This window comes from Psychrobacillus sp. FSL H8-0483 (genome assembly GCF_038637725.1).
In the GTDB taxonomy this organism is placed as follows: domain Bacteria; phylum Bacillota; class Bacilli; order Bacillales_A; family Planococcaceae; genus Psychrobacillus.
Genome location: NZ_CP152052.1, coordinates 747,048 through 769,780, shown reverse-complemented (window position 1 = coordinate 769,780; position 22,733 = coordinate 747,048). Strand labels below are relative to the sequence as shown.

The following is a 22,733-nucleotide window of genomic DNA, read 5'->3' as shown; positions in this document are numbered from 1 at the left end:
GTTTCTGAATTGTGCGGGTGACTGGCACGTACTTAGTTTGCTTTTTTCCATATGGAATTTACCCACTCTGGGTGGTCAATGAATGGATTGCGGTTGCCTTGCCATTTTTGAATGACATTATTGCGTTTTGTTTCAAATTCATCGACTGGATCTTGCTCATGCCACTGTAAAAGAACGGATAATTTGCCGTGGAAAGGGATACTTCCGTTATTGACTCTATCATTTAATTCGAGGTCCACTCTATCTCCAGCCTCATAGCGTGTTGCCATATAGAATAAAATTCGAGCGACATCGCCTTTTACACGATCAGATGGTTCAAATGAATCCGCATCTTTATAACACCCATTACAATTATTAACAGGACTTCCCCCGTTATCAAAATCTAAGTTCCCTCTGGTGCTGTTCACTTGTACATCTGTTGGACGCAAATGGTGGATGTCAGTACCAGGTCCTTGACTTGTACCGAAACCGCCATGTGATTGCGCCCATGTATGTTCTCGATTCCACTGGCCTACGTTCCCCCCATTACTAGTTTTAGAGCGCGATAGTCCAGAGTAGAACAAAATGATGTTATTTGAGTTATTTGGATCTTCATCTGTTTCACGCAATGCGTCCCAGACTTTGTCGTATGATAGTAGAGTGTGCTCATCAATAATTTCATGTAAGGCATCTTTTAATGCTTGCCCCTCTTTGCCGAATGCGTCTTTGTAATAATCATCTGTTGGAACTTCATTAGATGTTACACTCACACTGAAGCTTGTCGTTACACTTTTTTCACCATCTGTAGCAGTAACCCCTACAATATGGCTTCCTTCACCTAGAGTTAGGCTTAACGTAGAACCTTCTATCGTTCCTAATGTAGAAGTAAAAGTTAGTGCTTTGTTTTCAGGGTCTGCAAAATGATCTGTTAGTAAGATCGAAATGGATTCTCCGACTTTAATTGTTTGATTTGGAATACTTCTTTTTACTACCGGTGCTTTATTTTCACCTGGAAAAGAAGGAACCTCAATGGGCTCCCCTTTCGAATTTGTGAATTTAATCGTATCTGGATTTGCACCGTTAATGAATTCAATTTCTTGAATATTTTCAGCGCCTCTTATTTCCTTTACATTAGTCCCATCAATAATAACCTTTTTCATTACTGTTCCTTTGAAATCTAAAATCGCCCCAGCATTTACTGGTTTGATCGTTACAGTATGCTCTGCAAATCCTGCTCCGTGGAATTCTGCATAAGCCCCTGTGAAAAGAATGCCTTCTGAAATGAGCGAATGGTTATCCAGCGTAATAGAAACGCTAGGTTTGCCAATTGTTAATTTCATCGTTTGCAGATTTTTAATATTGTATGTTTTTTCAGCTACGATCGGTACTACAACTTCATCTTCGGCTAATATATCAATTTGAACCATTACTGGATCATGATCACTAGCACGACCTGCCATATCCGTGAAGTCTGCATTGATATGAAGAATATCGATTTTTGTTTTGCTTTCTAAATTCTTCGTGACTAAAATATGATCTAGCACTTGTGAGTTCCCTTGATATAGATATGTGTAACGATCTGGTGTTTCTACTTTGTTTATCATGTTTGTCATCTGTTCGCCTTCGTGAATTAAAAGTGCATCGGCAAATTGATAATCGTTAAAGTCACCCAAAGATACAATGTTTGCATCTGGTTTTTTCGTTTTAATATCTACAACAAAGTCAGAAACTATTTTTGCAATTTTTTTACGTTGTACTTCGCTGTCGTATTTTGGTGGCTGAATCGATCCAAATAGAGGTGTATCACCATTTTTTGAATTCCAGTGATTCGCAATCACAATGACGCTTTCCCCTTTGAAATCAAATTGTGCAGCTAACGGTTTACGGCTACTGTTAAATGCACTATTTTTTGGATCAATACGACCCGGGTTAAGTGTTAACTTACCATTTTCGTAACCTACAGCAGTTGTAGCATCCCCAGCAGAAATACCTTCCGTTAATTTAACTCGTTCTGGATTGTATAGGAATCCAACACGAATATTCGCATTCGGTGCTCCACCGTCTTGGTTGTTCACAGGGTCAATATTTACATATTTATACTCTGGTCCACCTGCAGCTTTTATAGCAGCAATTAATCTACCATAGCTTTGATCTGCTTTTGAATCCCCTGTACTTTCACCGTTATTATCTTGCACTTCTGTTACACCAACAATATCAGGACTTTGCATATCCGTAGCAATTGCTCTTGCTAATTTACGTGCTTTGTCGTCTGAAGTGGATGTTCTGTTATTCGAGAAGTTTTCTAAGTTATAGGAAGCAATCGTTAACTTATCTTCTGTTTTCACAATGGTTGTTTTTTCTGGTGTTGCAGTTCCTTTTGTATGGGCAGCATTCATTTCGTTTAAAGAGACATAGATTTTAAAGTTTTGGAATGAATAGCCTACCACTCCAGTAATCGGACCACTAAATTTATCACCTGTCGCTACTTCAAAATCACGTCCCGGTCCGTTTGGTTCTAAACGGAATTGAATACGATTTGGATTTTGATTAGTTTTTTCATATAATACACCGCCATGAAGGGAGTTCGTAGGTGCATTTTCTAAAACCGTAATCAAATCGCCATGCTCTTGAGGTGCTACCGCTTTCACATTTCCAACTTGCACGCGCATTCCTTCGATACTTTCCCAGAAATCGATTGCGTCCACTGTTGGATTGAAAACTGTAAGATTGTCGCTATCAATTTTAGCTAAAGACATTTTAGTTTCATCAATTAAGATTGGAGCTGGTAAAGCTACGCCACTTTTAATGACTTCCACTTTTCCACCTTGATCATCACGAACATTGATTTGGGTAGTTTTCAAGTCTGTTTGTTGACGATCATCATATCCGTCGTATGCAAATTCACTTACTTTCCCTGTAACTGATACTAAGTCTCCAACTTTTACTGTTAAAGATTTATTACCGCTATAAAGAAGGATTGCTTCCGATGTGTTTGGATTATTATCCGCTAACTCATCTGGCGTTTGGATATGATAATAATTTGACCCATTCAAGGTAAATGAATAGGTTACTACCCCTTGAATTCCTTCTACTGATTTATTGTCAAAAGAAGTAAAGTGTCCTGCTCCTTGGATGTCATGAATTTGAAGACTATCTGTAATGACATACTCGAAAGTCTTTACTTCACTTGCAGTGCCATCTGCCGTAATTGCTACAGCTTTAAGCGTTGTATTTTTTTTAATTTCGATTGGTGCTGTATACTTTGTGCTTGCATTCGTCGGTTCTGAACCATCTATTGTGTAATAAATTTCTGTATTTGCCGTTGTTGTGGATAATGTTACGGTTGTACCACCTACAAACGTACCGCTTCCAGGATTTGCTGCAACCGGTTGTAGTGTGGTGCTATCTTCTACAATATCTTGAATAGATCGTGGAATGATTTGATAAGCTGCATCGAACTGTTGCACGATACCAGTAGTTGATTCATACGTTTTACCTACACTTAGACCTAGTGAATTGTTTTCATCACGAACGATGAATTCAGTAGTTCCATCAGTTGCTGAATAGTTTAATGCATTTACTGCAGTTATTGTAATTTGTTTTGCTTGCACAAGAAGCGATTCATTGGCTTCATTTACTTCTGCACCTGTAACAACTTTAGGAGTTGGTGCTCCGACATTTTCCGTTTTTTCAACGATGGTTGCTCCATCTAATTGAAGAAGTCCACGGAATTCTCCTAGTTTACCAGTAAGGGTTACTTCATCGCCTACTGTCGCAGATAGATTTGCAGGACGAACTGCAATACCTCCGGTTGCATCTTGTACAGAAATAGTATTTTTCAAGTTCGCAGCTACTATCGCTTTAATCGTCACAGTTTCACCAACAGCTGTAGCGCGTGCTTCAGCAATGGACAATATTCCTGATTCACTTATTACTGTATAAGCGAACTCAGCAATTGAACTGTTTTCAAGACCTTCCTTCACTCCTATCGCCTTGATCGTCATGTCCTTATCGATAACAATCGGAGCTTCATATCTCACACTTGAACTCGTTGGATCTGAACCATCGGTTGTATAGTAGATTGTTGCACCATCTGTGTTTGTTGATAACTCCACTATCGTTCCAACATTTACTTGACCGGGCGAAACAGTTGCTGATATTGTTGATACTTTTTCGGGCTCTTGATTGTCATTACTTGACCATATAATATCATCTAAAACTATTTGTTTATTTCCTGGAGAAGCATTAGTGATTTTTATTGTAAAAGGACCTTCCACATTTACATTATCAACAGAAAAATTATGAATCTCTGTGTCATCAAAACCTTGAGATATCCCAATAGATTGACCATTAATAAATACTTCTACCTTACGTTCTCCCGCTCCTGTAAATGCTTTCTTAAACTTCACTGAAAAGGAGCTTATGCCTCCCTCAATGGAATTAGATTCAATATACTTTCCTGTATCTCTAAATAAAATACCTTTACCATCAATTTCATTTCCTGTTGCTTCCCTAGCACCGCTATAGGACCACACTATGTCATTTTCTCCTATAAAACTGCCATTAATATAACTAGTTCCGGCAATATTAATATTATTAAAGTTTTCCACGAAAGTTGCTGCCATAGTCTTGTTTATCAAATTTGGATTAATGAGACTGACAATCATAATAAAGATGAGAAACAAGGAAATTTTACGTTTTTGTTGTTTCAATATTTATCCTCCTCTAGCTTATTCATTCTAGTATTTCTAGGCACCTCTTTTTGCAGATTTTTTAAACAATAGGAGATGCCTATTCTATCTGCTTCAAATCAATTAAAAAATTGTTTCTCCGTATACTTCGATATCTTCTAGTCCGTAAACGTTGCCTTCATGTCCTGATAGGTCCAAGTCCCCTTCTACAATCATGTTTCCAAGAGAAATGTTTGCAGTGGATGTACCAACAATGATTAAGTTTCCTTTGATAATTACATTACCAAGGAAGGATACGTCTTGAACGTCTACTGTAACGTCGCCATTGTATATTTTTAGCTTTTCAGGTGTACCAGAGAAATCTGTAGCTGGTACATCTCCACCAGGAAGTTCTCCAACTACATCGACAATGCGTCCTTCTACTATTGGATCTACGTTACCTAGACTTACAAGATGCTCACGAAGATTTTCCCAATCTGATAAACCTAAATCGGTAACTCTGCCCTCTTCGTAAGCTTTTTTGAGTACTGTATAGCCGTCTCCGCCTTTAGCTGTGAATGCGTTTGTTGCAATTGTGTAAGTTGCATCATCAAGGATTGGAGTATATATATTATCTGCATTTTTATAGGCAATCGATACGACACGTTGTCCAACTGGCTTAGAAGAGTCAAATTTCACTTTTGCACCAGCAACATGTAGGAATCCACCATTTTCACCTGGGAGTTCTTTGAAGCTAATTTCAAATGCTTCTTTGATTTCTGCTCCTGTTAAGTCCATTGTTGCTAGTGTATTTCCGAATGGAAGAACCGTGATTATTTCTCCGATCGTAATAGGACCTTGATTAATAGACGATCTTATTCCCCCACCATTTTGGAACGCCATGATTACATTTTTGTTGTATACTTTTGCTTTCTTAAGCATGCCATCCGTGATTAAGTTTCCTAGTGGAGTTTCATTTCTTCGAACACTATTATTCTCTGCACGTGGATTTTCTATTGCTTTTACAGCAATTGCACCAGATTCTTCATTTGATATTTCTGCAATTTTATCAGAATATTTCTTAAGTAATGCTGCTGCTTCAGGATCCGCTGTTTGGTCTGCAATTTTTATCAATTTCCCTGCATGTTCTACAACTACACCATTATTATCAAACGTTACATCAAGTGTTCCTAGATTATCTGCATATTGACCTGTTTGAACGATTATTGTTGGTTCATCATTTACACCAATCAGAACTGGTTCTGCCAATGTTGTATGACTATGTCCGCCGACAATTACATCGATACCCTCAACTGCTTTTGCTAACTCGATGTCGTTATCTACTGCTGGATTATCATCATAGCCGATATGTGTAATGGCAACGATCTTATTGACACCCATTGCCTCAAACTCAGCAACCATTCTTTTTGCATCCTCAATATAATTAGAGAATGTGATGCTACCAGGGCTTGAAATGTCTTTGGTTTCCGCTGTTGTTAAACCGAAAATCCCTACTTTTTCTCCGTCCACTTCTTTGACAATACCTGAATAGATGTTCGCTTTTTCAGGAGTGGTCGAGACTTTCGTATTAAACAAACCGGTAAACAATGCATCATTTGAGAAATCCACGTTAGCTGATACAAACGGGAAGTTTGCCGCTTTAATGAAGTCTGTTAACGCTTTATGACCTTCCTCCGATGAACCAAGATCGAATTCATGGTTACCGAACGTCATCGCATCGACTTTCATTAAATTCATAAACTCTAAGTCTGCTTGTCCTTTGAACTCATTAAAGTACAATGTCCCCGAGAATACATCCCCTGCATCTAGTAGCAATGCATTTGGTTTTGCTGCACGTACTTTGTTCACTGCTGTTACACGTTTTGCTGCATTATCTAAATGAGCATGCGTATCATTGAAATGCATTAGGGATAGTTCAAACTCTTCTGGAATAGGTTCATCCTTAACATCTACAATTCGTCCTTCTACCTTCGGATCAACATTACCTAAGCTTACGACATGGTCCCGTAAATTTTCCCAATCTGAAAGACCTAGATCAGTTACTCTTCCTTCTTCGTATGCTTTTTTCAGTACGTCATAACCATCTCCACCTTTAGCTGTGAACGCATTCGTCGCAATTGTGTACTTTTCAGTATCTTGAATTGCGATATAATTACCTTCTGCATTTTTATAAGCTATCGATACGACTCGCTCTCCACTCGGTTTAGAAGAATCAAATTCTACTTTTGCACCTGATACATGAAGGAATCCTCCGTTTTCACGTGGAAGTTCTTTAAAGCTAATTTCAAATGCAGCTTTAATTTCCGCACCTGTAAGTTTCATTGTCGCTAATGTATTTCCAAAAGGTAGAACAGTTATTACCTCACCTACTGTAATAGGTCCTTGATTAATAGCTTCTCGAATCCCGCCACCATTTTGGAATGCCATGACAACTTCTTTGTTATATTCTTTTGCTTTTGCCAGCATGCCATCCGTGATCAGGTTTCCTAAAGGTGTTTCATTTTTGCGTACACTCGGTTTTGTATTATCCCCACCAGTGCGAGGGTTTTCTAATGCATTTACGGCAGTTGCACCAGTTTCTTCATTTTTTATTTCTGCAATTTTATCAGCATATTTTTTAAGTATTGCAGCCGCTTCTGGGTTTTCCGTTTTCCCAGCAACATTGATTAGCTTGCCTTCATGTGCAACAACTACACCCTTTTTATTAAACGTAATATCTAACGTACCAAGATTGTCAGCATATTGACCTGATTGCACGATAATTGTTGGCTCAGCATTTGCTTTAATTAAAACTGGTTTTTCCAATGCTGTATGACTATGTCCGCCGACAATTACGTCAATACCTTTTACTGCTTTCGCTAACTCGATGTCATTATCAACTGCTGGATTATCGTCATAGCCGATATGTGTGATAGCAACGATCTTGTTAACACCCATTTTTTCAAATTCAGCAACCATCTTTTTCGCATCTTCAATATAGTTAGAGAATGTAATGCTTCCAGGACTAGAGATATCTTTCGTATCGGCAGTTGTTAAACCAAAAATTCCAACCCTTTGGCCATTCACTACTTTTACAATACCTGAATAAATGTTACCTTTTTTTGGAGCGTTTGATATTTTGGTATTAAACAATCCAGTGAACAACGCATCATTTGAGAAGTCTACGTTTGCTGATACAAACGGGAAATTTGCTGCTTTAATGAAATCTGCTAATGCTTTGTGGCCTTCAGGAGATGAACCAAGATCGAATTCATGATTACCAAACGTCATTGCATCGACTTTCATTAGATTCATAAATTCTAAATCTGCTTGTCCCTTGAATTCATTAAAGTATAATGTTCCAGAGAAAACATCGCCTGCATCTAGTAGTAATGCGTTTGGTTTTTTAGCGCGTACTTCGTTCACTGCTGTTACACGTTTCGCAGCATTATCTAAATGGGCATGTGTATCGTTGAAATGCATCAGGGATAATTCAAAGTTTTTATCTTCAGTAACTGGAGGTGGATTATTTCCATTTCCACTGCCACTACCTCCGCCGCCATTACTTGCTGGTGGTGTCACTGGTTTTATATCAGGGTTTGCTGCGCCATTAATTTTGACGATATTTCCCTTTACTTTTTCATAGTCTAGGATTATATCTTTCGCTTTTACTCCTGTTGGAAGAATAAGGTCTCCCACTCTTGCATTAGCTCCTAATGAGACTTTGGCATCCTTCGATTGGATGTTTAATTTACCAACTTTCGCGTCCAACGTTACATGAGTAGCTCCAGATTGTATGTTTAATACCGACAACGTAAGGTTTTTAACCGATACATAATTACCTTTTATAGAAAGCTCACCTGCAAATGTAGAACCTTTCCCATCAAGTACAAGATAACCATTTGCAGTTCCATTTGCTCTAATTTCAATCAAACTAATGTCCACAATCTCATTATTTTTCAATGTGTACTTAACTTTTGCACCTTTTAACACGGCTAAATTCGACTCGTTAAATATGCCTTGCAAGCTTGGATTCAATGCATACTTTCCATTAGATAAGGTCAATTCGTTTTTAGAGATATCTATTACTTTTACATTTTGTAGTTCAACAGCTGCTTCTGTTCTATAAATAAAAGCGGCAGCTTGTCCACGTGTTACAAATGCATTTGGTTCAAATGTAGTAGCTGTTTTACCTGTTGTTATTTTATTTGTAAATAAGGTTTGGATATAATGTGCATACCATTGTTTATTATTAATATCTTTAAATGGTAGGTTTGAGAGTTTCTCTTCCTCTAACCCAAAACCTACTACTAGCATTTGAGCAATATGTGCTCGAGTTAGATTCCCGTTTGGTTTAAATGTATCGTCTTCATACCCTTTAATAATTCCTGCATCTACAAGTGCTGCGATATAAGCATAGTAAGGATTACTTTTACTCACATCTTTAAACCCAGGATCTTTTACGTTCTCTGTGTTTAACCCTAATGCAAGGGCAATTATTTTCACAGCCTGTCCTCGAGTAATATTTTCAGCAGGTCTAAATGTATCGTCTTCATATCCACTAATAAATCCTCTAGCAGTTAACTCTTTTACACTTTCGTAGAAATACTGGCTATCTGTTACATCTTTGAAGAAAACCTCTTGTGCTTCTGCCACGTTCATGTTTATTGGTGCTGCCGCGACAAGTGATCCAGCTGCCAACGTTGTTGCCAACGCAGCTCGATACGATTTTTGGCGAAGTTTCTTGCTTGCTCTCATTTCCTAGCCTCCTATTTATCTAATAGTCTTACTGAAACTGTTCTAATATATGAGGCGATATCAACCTTCCAAGTTTCGAAACTATGAACTAGATTTACTCGTATTGGACGTTAATATCACCTCTCCCTTCACCATATGTGTGAGAGTTGATAAAGATGTTTAATAGATAGAAAAAGAGTTAGCTTTAAACTAAAAAAATCCCTTGAAGAGTATTCTTCAAGAGATTAAAAAAGGAATGTTACTGGTGCCAGGCACCAGTAACATTTTTGTAATATAAAAAGCACTTATTCCTCTAGGGAATAAGTGCTTTTGGGTGCAGGCAAAGAGTTTACATAGTGTGTAAGTTGTAATCATTCAAAACTATATGATTCACTACATAACCGTCGAATATTATATGTTAGTTCTTGAATTTGCTCCCAGGTTACTAGGTGGTTTAAAGATTTTCTAACATGTTGTAAAGCATTTTTCCTGCTTGTGCGCGTGTTGCGTTGTCTTTTGGTGCGAAAATTTGTTGACCATTTTGATCTTTTCCGTTAATGATGCCTAATTGAGCTGCTAAACCAACATTTTCTTTCGCGTAATCGCTGATAGATGCATTGTCGGCGAATGATGCTTTACTTGTTACGCCCTCTAGTACAGATGCGTCGTTATATTGAATTGCACGGATAATCATTGTTGCCATTTGTTGACGAGTAATGTTTTCGTTTGGATTGAATTTACCATCACTGCCTAGAATGATGCCTGCTCGGTTTGCAGCTTCAATTTCTAATACGTTCCAAGTCATTTTTTCTGTGACATCCGAGAATGTTCCTTCGTAATCTTTCTTAGGAAGGTTTAGTGCACGTGTCAGAAGTAATGCAAATTGAGATCGTGTGATTTGATCATTTGGTGCAAATAGATCTGCTGTTTTCCCTTTGATAATCGTTTTAGACGCTAGAGATTCAATATAGTCTTTTGCCCAAGTTTTCTCTAGATCCTTAAACGTAATGTCATTTTCAACTACTACAAACTGAGAGAAGTGATTTGTTTTAAATGTTACTTTTCCGTTTGCGTATTTACTGTTAACGTATTCTAGCACTCCATTATTTACGTAGTATGCTGCCACTTTTTTTGCATCTTTTACTGCAGATACATTCACTGGAATAGAAATTTCAATAGGCTTAGAGAATGTAGAAACTTTAGATGCTTTTCCATCTTTATCTACTGTAATAGTAAATTCAAGTACTTCAGATAATGTAGTTCCGTTTTGAGGAACTTTTGAATCTTTCACTAAATTCATTACAAAATTCATTTTACCAGCTGAATTCTTCGAAATTTCCTTCAGTACTTGGGAAGGAATGGTTACTTCCATTTCTCCTGCTTTTATTACAAATGGCCTTCCAGAAGCCGCAATAGATTTCAAGACTGACTCAGACATTTCAACATTTACTTTAGGTTGTGCATCCGTTAAAGCTGGAGCTTTAATTTCCACTTTTGTATTTTTAGGATCACTTAATTGTTTATTAACGTCTTTCTCATCTACTTTAATTTTTCCTGAATCCTCTTTTGTTCCATCGTCCTCTTTATCATCTGGGTCTGATGGAGTCGGATCTGGATCTGGTGTTGATCCATTTAACTTAAACACTTTTTGCTCTATTAAATTACCTTCTGAAGCTACTTGAACCGTAAAGGATAAGCCATTTTTTAATGCTTCTTTCGTTTCATATGTAATCGAGTAATTACCAGTTTCGTCCGCTGTAAATTCATCGATGTACATTAAATTTTCAGATGTGAATGCATTCCCTTTAAAAACAGTTATCGTCATTACTTTATTAGCAAGATTGGCATCTTGGCCACTTGTTGTAAAAGTTCCATCCCCATTATTAGTCGTTGCTGCAAAGGATATTAATGGAATACATAGACTCATTACAACAGCAGCGATGAACGTACCTATTATTTTTTTCATTCTTTACCTCCCTAAAAATTCATTCGTACATTGAAAGTTCTGACAGTGAGAAATTTGCTCCGCACTGACTAGAACAATCCTTATCGTCCCCTATCTTATTCTAGACTTGGAGCATCCGTTGGAACTTCAGGTTCCACCGGTTCCTCTAGAATAGGTGGTTCTTCAACAGGTGCTTCTTCAATAGGTTCATACACTCTTAGAACAGGAACTTTCTTCTCTTCATCCCATGTCCAAACCGTTTCGAAATCCCACTTTAACGTGTCTGCATAAAATGCTTGTGTTTCAAATAAGGTCAATGAAACATCTTGACCGTTTTGATTATCTAATGAATTAGTGGCTACGCCTTTCTTATCAACTGTCATCAATTCATTGGCAAAGTTATTTTCCAACGTTGCTGTTTGTCCACTAGCTACGCGGCCTACTATTCTATTCGCATAAGTAGCTTTTACTGATGCATTTAATGCAATGACATTTTTTACGGTTGTATTATTGTATGCATATCCCGTAATACCCCCTGCATTGCTCGCATTAGTAGTCACATTACCAGAAGCGTATACATTTTCTGTAACACTTCCGGAGTTTGTCATTCCGACTAATCCACCTGCTTGATTGCCAGTTGCTGTTACATTTGCATTCGAGTAGCTGTTCAGGATTATTCCATTCGAATAACCTACTAATCCTCCGACTGCAATATTGCCAGTTACTTCTCCAGTGGAATAACTATTCTCAACAGTTCCAAAGTTTAAATTAACTAAGATACCTGTTTGAGCTGCAGCATTAGCTCCTGTAACAGCCGCATTTTCAATCCCAATGTTTTTAATTGTTCCTGCATTTAGATTGAATAACGCACCCGTAGTAGATGTGAAGTTCTTTAATTTCTTCCCATTTCCATCAAAAGTTCCTGTAAAAAATGCATCTATTGCTGATGACGAAATGGTTGTACCATTTAAATCTAAGTCATTTTGCAAAATATAATTCGCATTAGGAAAGCTATTAATCACTTGTAAGCCTTCCGCTGTTTCGATCATATAGAATCCATTTTCATCTTGCGGTAAAGATGGAATTGATTCACTATCAATAGGTTGTGTTTGTTCTTTTGCAACTTTTAATACTGGTCTTTCGACATTTGTATCCCACATCCATACATTTTCAAAATCCCATCCAATTGATTCAAAAGTTTCTTTTGATTTTAGTTCAGCTTGGGACTTATCCATACCTTTTTCATTATCAGCACTTGCGACTGTTTGACCTTCTGTACTTATCAGCATGTCTGTATTTGCACTGTTATTTACTAAGGTTGGAGTATCTTTTATTCTACCTACAACTCGGTTTGCAACTGATGCTGTGTTGACCAACATGTTTAGCGAAACACTGTTTTGAATAGTTGTGCCCGTGTATGCATAACCACTAAGTCCGCCAGCATTACTAGATGCTGCACTTACCATCCCTGTTGCATAACTATTCTCAGTAGTACTTCCCACATTCGTTATTCCAATGAGGCCACCAGCTTGGCTTACTTTAGCTTTCACATTAGCTAGTGAATAAGCATTTTTCACTGTTCCAACAGATTCCCCTACTAACCCACCTACAGTAGAGTTACCAATAATCTTTCCGGTAGAGTAAGAATTTTCAATGGTTCCTTTATTGACATCGACCATAATTCCTACTTTACTATTTCCAGTCGTAATTTCTGCATCGACTATTGCTAGGTTTTTGATTGTTCCTTCGTTCGTGTTAATAAAACCACCAGCAGTAGACGTGTAGTTTTTAATTACCTTACCATTTCCATCTAATACACCTGAAAATGTAGCAATTGGAGTTGCATCTGTGATTCCAGCGTAATCAAGATCTGCAGATAAAATGTAGCTTTCTGCTGGATACTTACTCAATTCTCCTATATCTTTTATAGAAGTAATTATATAATTTTCATTGCTATCTTTTTCTAAATTTGGAGCATCCACCGGAATTTCAGGTTCCTCGCCCGGATTCCCATCAACTGGAGCATTCGATTGTAGTACAGGGACTTTATTTACTTCATCCCATGTCCAAACTGTTTCGAAATCCCAACCTAGTAAAGTGCTATACGTTTCCTTCGTTTCAATTTCTTCTTTTGTTTTACCTAATCCTGTTACTGATGTTCCAACGTTGTTTTTTGTTTTTTCTATGTCTACCATCATTCCGCTGTAAGAGAAGTTATTTTCTAATATCGGTGTATGTCCGCTATAAATACGGCCTAGTACTCTATTCGCATATGGAGATGTCACAGATGTATTCAATGCGATGGCATTTTTCACAGCTGTATTGTTATATCCATATCCAGAAATACCACCTGCATTACTCTTAATGGCACTGACGGTACCAGTTGTATATACGTTCTCTGTTAAACTACCAGAGTTCGTGATACCTACTAGTCCACCAGCTTGACTCCCTGTTGCTGTTACATGTACATTTGAGTAGCTGTTTCGTATTACACCATTTGAATAACCTACTAGTCCACCTACTGTACTCGATCCAGTTACTTTACCAGTCGAATAACTATTTTCAATCGTCCCGCTATTAACACTAACTAAAACTCCTGTTTGAGGAGAACCAGCTTCTCCCGTTACATCTGCATTAATCATTGCGATATTATAAATAGATCCACCATGTAAATGGAATAACGCACCAGAAGTCGATTTAAAATTAATTAACTTTTTACCGTTACCATCTAGGGTCCCCATGAATGGTGCATCAACACCAATTGGATTTAATACTTGTCCTGTTAAATCAATATCATTTTGAAGTATATATTTCTCATTTAAATATTGATTGATTTGCATAAGATCATCTGCGGTTTTAATCATATAGAAACCATTTTCGTCTTGATCTAATGTTGGTTTACTTGCCCCATTATTTTCCGCATTCTCTCTGTTTTGCATTAATACTGGTCTTTCCATAATTTCGTCCCAAGCCCATACAGATTCAAAATTCCATTGTAATAAATCTTCATACGTAGATTGTGTTTTTAGTTCTTCTTGTGTCTTGCTTAGACCTTTTTCATTAGAGGCATCCTCTAACGTAACAGATTCTTTACTTACGATCATTTTATTGTTAGCAATATTGTTTTCCAAAGTCGCTGTTTCTCCAGCTAATACTCGTCCGACAATTCGGTTAGCTGCTGAAATCGTAATGACAGAAGTATTTAATGCTGCACTATTTTGAATGATTGTATTTTCATACCCATACCCACTAATACCACCAGCGTTACTTGATCCGGCAGTAACTGATCCAGTTGCATATACATTCTCTGTTGTACTTCCTTCACGTGTGATACCAACAAGTCCACCAGCTTGTTTTGCCGTTGCTTTTACATTTGCTGTAGAGTAACTATTCCTAATGACTCCATTGGACATACCGACTAGACCACCAACAGTTGATAAGCCAGTAATGGATCCTGTCGTGTACGAGTTTTCAATTGTCCCGTTATTAACATCTACTAGAAGTCCTACATCATTTTTTCCTGCCGTAACGTTTGCATCTAAAACAGCAATATTTTTGATCGTTCCGTTATTTATTCGGAATAATCCAGCACCAATTGTTGCAATTTCAACACCTTTAATAAAGTGCCCATTGCCATCAAAAACTCCGCTAAATGGTATAGCATCGGAGCCAATTGCAGTTATAACATCTTGGTTTCCGATAATATCTTCCGTCAGTACAAAATGTTTATCAGGATAGTACTGAATTTTATCGAAATCTTGAATACTATCTATTTTATATGGATTTTCTGCAGTACCTTCCCCGTCCATCGCTTCTCTAACGGTTACAGAAGGAAAAATAGGTTTTTGATTGGTTAAATTGTCCAAAACAAAAAGTTTTACTATATTTTGATCATTATAAACAAGTGGCTTGTCGAAACTGATTAATTGTTCACGACCAAGTCCCTCTAATGTTACTTCTTTCATCTGTGCATCGATCAGTTTTGTTCCTGTTGCATCATAAGTAGCTCCAACTACAGTTACTTCATCAGTTGAATTTGGATAATTTAATATACCTACTCCATTAAATGCACCATCTTCTACATCTACACTCGATAATTCCAAATGACTTTCAGGTGGAGTTAATGTAAATTCATCAATAACAGTACCTGCGTTATTGTAGGCCTTAATTGTTAAAGAGCTTTCATTCGCTTCTAAAATCATACCTGTTTGGACATCTTCATCATATACAACGTTATCCCATTCATAGACTTCGTTGTCATAGAATTTAGGACCCGATGAACCCATTGTTATAAAAGTAGTTCCTAAGTTCATAGCCTCTTGATCGTTATTCATCACACCATCTCTAATTGTAGTTCGTTTATAAACATGGTCATGTCCACCAATATAAAGACTAATTCCTAATTGTTGCATTTTTTTTGTTATTTGTGCTCTGCCTGTACTCATTCCAGCATCGTCACTATGTGAACCACCATAATAAGGGAAATGTCCCATGACAATTTTCCATTTTTTATCGGTCGCTCTCATGTCCTTCTCCAGCCACTTTAGCTGCTCATCGTTGAAATCCATTGAGTTTAATACAGCGATATGCGCATCGCCGTAATCAAACGAATAATTCCCGTCTGTATACGTACCTTCCCCATTATCAGGTAAGTTGAAGAAGTTTCTGTATGAACTTGCATCCACATCTTGGATGACTTCATGATTCCCAATCATATTAGCTGATAACAAATTCAAGTCTTTGTAAATGTATTTAAATACATCCGTCCAAGTATCTGTCATTCCAGCTGAGTTTACTAGGTCACCGACTTGAATCATCAGTTTTCCATCTGCTTTTTTTTGTTTCAATACATCTAACATATCTCTGTATAGTTTAAAGCTTTCTGGATTTCGATCCGGTACTTGAAGATCTCCCATGATGTAAATAGTAGTATCTTCTGATTCAGGAGCTGTTTCAAATTTGCTTTGATTTTCCCAAGGACCTTCTGAAGTAATTCCAAATCTATATTCATACTCTGTACCTTTTTGTAGGCCAGATAAATCTGCCTCATGGGAAGCTAGAATTCTGTAATTACTCTTATCAATATTTTCTCCATAAGCAGATTCAAAGTAAGATACTTCTGTTTCGATTACGTTTGCATTTGCCCAATTTTCTTCTGCTGCAGGCTTATACTGAACGTATGCCTTTTTTAGTACTTTATCTGTAACTAGTGTAATCCCAACTTCATTTTCCGTTGCTCCAACATTTACGGTTGGCGCAAATTCATTTAATATTTTATTCCCATCTAAATTAGTATCATCTACTAATATTCTGACGGTCTTCACTCGTGCATTTCCTGCCGAATCTGTCGCCTTATATCGAACAAAATATTCGCCGTATTCTTCTATTTTGAATTTATTATCTACCACTTCTGCCATGCCTTTAGAATAGAAAACTTCTGCTTTTACGCTAGGAGTTTCTCCACTATCATCAATAGATGTTGCAGCAGGTATTTCCACTGTATTTCCTAATTGAACTGTAGTAGGTAATTGCTCGTCTATCGTGATATCAGGAGCATAGTTAGTTCCTTTTGTTTTCTCTCCAACCCAAATTGGTGCACTAAGTATTTCATCACCATCTTTTTGGAAAGTTCTTACGAAGAAATATTCCCCAGCGTTAGTTGGGACCGTTTCATTAATCACAAACTCATTACTATTAATATCTTTATATTCTTTTACAATCTTACCGTTGTTGGTGTAGATGGTGACATTGTCTATAAGATCATCTTTATCTGGATCTTTTAATGTCGCATTAAGCGTAAGTTCTTTTGTATCTTCCGTGATAATAGAACCCATCATTTTTCCATTAGCCGAGTAGCCTAATTCAAAATTTTCATCAAAAGTTACATACGTACGACGATTCGCCATTGCATCATAAATACTTTCTCTTGTTAATTCATCCGTCCATACTCCAGTTAAAGCAGGATTTCCACTACCCCAATTGGCTGTATGTTCATCTCCACCATAGGAAGGTGAAAGGTGCCACCCATTATCTAAAGCTTGTACGAAAGTATCAAAATAACGTGCAACTTTATATTCAAATAACGTAACATTATCATCGATGTCTTTATTTAAATGACGAAAGCCATTAAAATTCCCTTTACTATTTGCATCTGGATGATTAAATTGCGCGATTGCACCTTCCTCTTCTGCCAAACGACCATAAAAAGTCGGCAGATCATACATTAATTGACCCATACCAAATTGTCCTGTCGCACCTTCTCCAGTTGTTCTAGGAAACCATTCTGTATTGAACAAATTAATATGACCTGCATTGTCATACCAAGTTACTTCCACCCCAGGTACTGTAACAAGACTGTCAGAATTTAATCGATCGAGCTCTGACCTTGAAAACTTATATTCTTCCGAGTAAGAATCTATGTATCTTTCTAGATAATCATTGCCTGTAGTTATATCAAAAGTCACATCATGTTCTGACGTACTGTAAAAATCCAGATTCGTATTTTTTGCCACATGATTAACCGCGTCCTCTGGGAACAAAACCCCATCACTTATAGACGTATGAGAATGTAACTCCCCCGTATATAACTTCATTCCTAAATACTCTGCACGGTCATTTGTTTCTGTATCACTATTTTCTGCTGCATAAGCAGGAATCGTTTGCATAATTAAAGCAAACGGCATTAATAGAGCAATACTTTTTTTCCATAGAACACTACTTTTCTTTCTCACTTGTAAACCCCTTTCTATTTGTTAGAGTGACTTTAAATTGTATCTGTCACACACAAGAATAGCTCAATATTATTAAGGTCATATAAAGGAATTGTAAATATATGCTTAGATACTAGGACCCAGCAACATTCCATCTAGCTAAAAAATCCCTTGAAGATTATTCTTCAAGGGATTTCAATAGAAATGTATTTATATGGATTTTATGATAGGGTGCAATTCTAGACTATTCTCTACCTATGTTCATAGGTTAAATCTATAAATGGCTTAATCTGTTCTAAATGATCTACCCATTCTAATCTTATATATGCTTCATGCGGATACTTTTCAATCTCATAATCTGGTCTAGCAAATTCCCTTCCAAGTACAACGTCAATTTCCTTTTGCATACTTAAACCTAATCTGTTCTCTTTATTTCCTATATGAAGAATGAAATGTCTTTGTCTGGTAGTTGATAAAGTAGCAAATTTGGGTTTTCCGATTCTTTTATATCCAATTCCATCTTTTGTACCCGCATCTCGAATATCTTGGTATCCGGATTCATTCCAAATATAATGGTGAATTTTTCTTGCGAGTTCCTGTGCCTTAACCTTCTCAAACTGTAAAAAGAAGTATTCGTTAGTTTTTAAGCCACCTATACAATTAATGACACAGAATTCTTCAAACTGCTCCAACAAGAAAGCTGTCAATATGTCATTGGATTGTTTAAAAGATGGAAGCTGCGCTTGAAAAAAATCTCTTATTGTCTTCCAAGTTAGAAGGATATTTTCTTCCACCTTTTGATCAATAGCAAATCGTTGTTTGTGTCCTTCTATTTGGTTTATTTCAAGATAAGATTTTAACCCAATTTTCGTTTCGATAAATATGGAAACCGACTCGCAGAGGATTGCACCATCCGGAATGTAGTATTTTTTACTTTGCTCTTTACTTATTAGCTTATCTGTTTCAGCGATTCCAATTACAACTGCTTGTGGTGTCTTTCGATGTAATTCGCTAGATACTTGATACATATATTCAAACGGTTCCTTCTCGAAAACTTGGAAGCCTAGCCACTCCATAAATCTAATCGTGAGAGTTGGCGAAGAATTTTGTAATACATTCATAAAAGCCTTCGTAGTATTATTTTCTATTTGTAATTGTTTCGTTTCTTCCGATCCTCTTTTCGTTTGACCACGATAATAATGAAAAATATTTTTGTAAATAGAAATGCCTATCCCATCCATTCCTCTTATTATCGACAAAATGCACCTTCTATTCATACTATTCATTCGTATTCAGCTTTATTATTAGGGACGTATTGATATCTCCACCAACCATACTACCTATCAGAATTGCTATAGATCTATTACGGGATTGTTACTGGTGCCAGGCACCAGTAACAATCCCGTAATAACTAAAAATCCCCCGATCCAAATTGATCGGGGGATTTTTATTGTCAGAATAGTATCTGAATTACATGGGTGACTGGCACCTAATCAGACCCTAATCTACAATCACTTGTGCTGTTAGTGTGTTGCCGTCTACGATGTATGTTAGGTAGAATGTGTCGCCTCGTTCTACACCAGTGAATGTTAGTGTATTCGTGCCGTTGCCGGATGCTGTTGGTACTACGTTGTCATTGTCTGAGTTGACTAGGTTTGTTGCGGTTAGTTTGATACGATCCGCTGCCGTTTTCGAAATATCTTCGCCGTATTGGTCGATAATTTTCAATGCGCCTTTTAAATCAGTGGAAGATATGTTCACGGTTGCTGTTGTTCCTGGGACATATAAGATATTTTCACGAACTGTTAAACTATTTATTGCCTGTAGTTCGATTTTGTTTGCGAATGGTACTGCTTTTGTGATCATTACTGTTTGGTCCAGTGTAAATGGTTGTCGTTCTGCATTTACGATGACTTTCACAGGAATGTACTTGTCCTCTTTGTCTACGATGTCTTTATTGCCACGGACAAATAAAGTGCCTGCCGTAGCGTCATATACTAGATCGTTGTGACCTGGAATCACTGTATAATCCGATTTTGGTACGACTACTTTGTTTCCATCTGTTGTAATACCATAGACGACTATCTCTCTTGCATAGTTGTTCGTTGATGTACTTGCAGGATTATCATAAATTACTTCTATATTTTTCAATTCATATGCTAAGATATTTGCTTTGTCTGTCACCTTCAGATTCATTTCATAAGCGCTGGAATCGATTGTTTTTGCGACACCTTTTGCATCGATTTGTTGCAGTGTAAGCTTAAGGGAATTGTTTCCTCTTTTATTGCCTGTTACAGTGACCGCATTTGTTGCGGAAATAGTTTTATTGGAAGAAAGCACTACTTTGTCGTCTGTTGTTTCCACTTTGATCAAATATTTTCCGGCATTCGCAGTTGTCTCAGCTGTTGCCAAGTTCGAGGCTGATAAAGCAATTTCACGTCCGTACTGATCACTTACAAGTACTGTATCTTTGGATAATGAAATTGCTCCACCAACTAGCAAATTCGTTTCGATGTCTTTCGTTGCAATAATGGCTTTTGCTTCTGCTTTTGCTTTTATGGTTACTACAAGTGTTGCTGATTTCATATTCGCTGTCGTAGCTGAGATAAGTACTTGGCGATCTGTTGTAGTATTGGAAGTATCCGTCACTACTAATTTCGCTTTGCCTGTCATTGGGTCATTTTCAATAGAAGCTTTTAAGTTCGCATCATTGGTTGTTACCTTCACACCATTTGTGTTATTTAATGTAGCTGCATTTGTAATTTCTCTGCCGTCCAAACCGTACACCTTGAAAGGTACTTCTGTTTTTTCACCTGCAACGACTAATGATGGAGCCGTTAATGTAATAGTATCGGCCTTCACCCCTTCACCGGATGTCACCTCAAACTTACCAATCTTTCCTGACGATTTTGACGTAATAGAAACAGTTGCTTTCCCTACTTTTTTATTCTTCGGTTGTTTTAGTTCCAATACGGTTTGCTTTTGTCCATCAATTGTCAGTTGAGTAAAGATTGGTGAGCTCACACTACTATTCACATCTATAATGGAAGTATCTGAAATTGCTACTACTACATCACTCGCGATGTCTTGAGCCGGAACTTCTAACCCGTATTGATCGATTGCCTTTAGTACTAAATGAAAGTCTCCATATGTCGCATCTACATTTAAAGTAGCTGCAGCATCGATATCATTGTAGACACTAGTAATCTTTACTTCATTTACTTTCGACTTTTCCGAAACAGTTACTGATTTCGATTGAGAGGTAGACGTCGCTGTATCAAGTAAAGTAAGAGAGATTTTATCTCCTAGTTTAAAATTAGCAGATGATGTTGCTTTTGTAATTTCTACGATTCCTTCAGATGGCTTCACAGTAGTGTCACTGCCAGCTCCAGTTACATTCGAATTCACCGTTAAGTTTGTACTATTTAATGTAATATCTTCTCCGTATTGATTTAATACCTTATAAGGAACTTTTACTTTATTTCCTACTGCATTTATAATGGCATTGTTTGTTGGAATTACAATGGAATCTACCTTTTCATTCATAACAGTTACCGATTTTGAGCGTGTTGTTTCTCCAATACCCGTTACAGAAACATCATATGTTCCTGCTGTTAGGCTAATAGGTAATAGGAGTTTCGCCGATTTTTTATCCTGTGAGAATTCAACACTTGAGATATCTACAGTAGAAGCTCCTTTTTTCACGGTAAACTTTGCTGTAGTTGGATTTACTTCTTTATTAAAAGTTACGGTTAATGCTTTCACACCTGTTGCTTGGAAATTTGTAAGCTCTATCGGTTTTACTTTTACTGCAGATAGATCTAGTTTTACTGTACGCTGCAGGAACGTTGCGAATTGCCCTCGTGTCGTTGTGTCTTTCGGATTAAATTTATCTAACTTCGGATTCGTAATATCAAAATAATCTAGCACGTTAATATAAGCTCGAGCCGATTGTTTCGCAGCACTTAAATCTTTTACGTCACCCGTAAATTTTTGAGTAGCCACATAAGCTCCTAGATCAACCTTTTCTACAACATTGGTCAGGCGTACTAGAGCAATGGCCATATCTTCACGAGTCATATTTTCTTTCGGAAGAAGTTTTCCGTTACTACCTCCTAAAATTCCATTGTCTTTAACTAGTGCTGCATATTTTAATAACTCATCTTCTGTATTTTTTGTTGTTAAATCTGTAAAACGACTCTTCGTTTTATAGTCAGTAGGTACTTTATAGCCTTTCGATACTAAATATTTCCCTATTAACTTGACTACGTCCGAGCGTACCAGCGTTTTGTTCGGTTTAAAAGTGCCATCTGGATAGCCATTAATAACACCTGCTTTCACTAGTGCATATATCGCTTCTTCATGTGTACTTCCTTTTGTATCGGAAAAACTTGCTGCAAACGCTGTTGGTACTACCGCTGTCGCTACTAAGCTCGCCGTAACTGCTCCTGCTAGAAATCTACTTTGTTTTCTCATGAATGAAGTTCCCCCTTTTATATGAACAATACTTATAAACAGTACGAAAAAAATATTGCTAAAGTTTACACCTATTACTATAATATAACATTTATCTACTAATATTGGTATTAAGTTTCCTATATATAAGCGTGTTGAGTTGGTGACGGCACACTAAAAGAAAATACTCCTCTTTTTCACGTTTACAACAATCAAACAGCTAGTTTGTCTAGAACA

General features: G+C 37.1%; 6 protein-coding genes. All 6 read right to left on the bottom strand.

All coding sequences use genetic code 11. The annotated features are described in order from the left end of the window. Nucleotides 1-32 precede the first annotated feature (32 nt). Nucleotides 33-4,691 (bottom strand): endonuclease, encoded by a 4,659-nt coding sequence (locus MHB48_RS03600; RefSeq protein ID WP_342600193.1) that lies wholly within the window; start codon nt 4,689-4,691, stop codon nt 33-35. A gap of 102 nt (nt 4,692-4,793) precedes the next feature. Next, nucleotides 4,794-9,407 (bottom strand): 5'-nucleotidase C-terminal domain-containing protein, encoded by a 4,614-nt coding sequence (locus tag MHB48_RS03595; protein WP_342600192.1) that lies wholly within the window; start codon nt 9,405-9,407, stop codon nt 4,794-4,796. Nucleotides 9,408-9,840: 433 nt separating this feature from the next. Further along, on the bottom strand, nt 9,841-11,352 hold the full coding sequence (locus MHB48_RS03590; RefSeq protein WP_342600191.1) for an S-layer homology domain-containing protein: 1,512 nt from the start codon (nt 11,350-11,352) through the stop codon (nt 9,841-9,843). 95 nt (nt 11,353-11,447) lie between these two features. Next, a complete protein-coding gene (locus MHB48_RS03585) occupies nt 11,448-18,062 on the bottom strand; it encodes a CehA/McbA family metallohydrolase (protein WP_342600190.1) in 6,615 nt (2,204 codons plus the stop codon). 230 nt (nt 18,063-18,292) lie between these two features. Next, nucleotides 18,293-19,300, bottom strand: coding sequence for a hypothetical protein (locus MHB48_RS03580; protein ID WP_342600189.1), 1,008 nt, complete (start codon nt 19,298-19,300; stop codon nt 18,293-18,295). 241 nt (nt 19,301-19,541) lie between these two features. Then, nucleotides 19,542-22,517: an S-layer homology domain-containing protein gene (locus MHB48_RS03575; RefSeq protein WP_342600188.1), complete on the bottom strand. Its 2,976-nt coding sequence runs from the start codon at nt 22,515-22,517 to the stop codon at nt 19,542-19,544. Between the last annotated feature and the right edge of the window lie 216 nt (nt 22,518-22,733).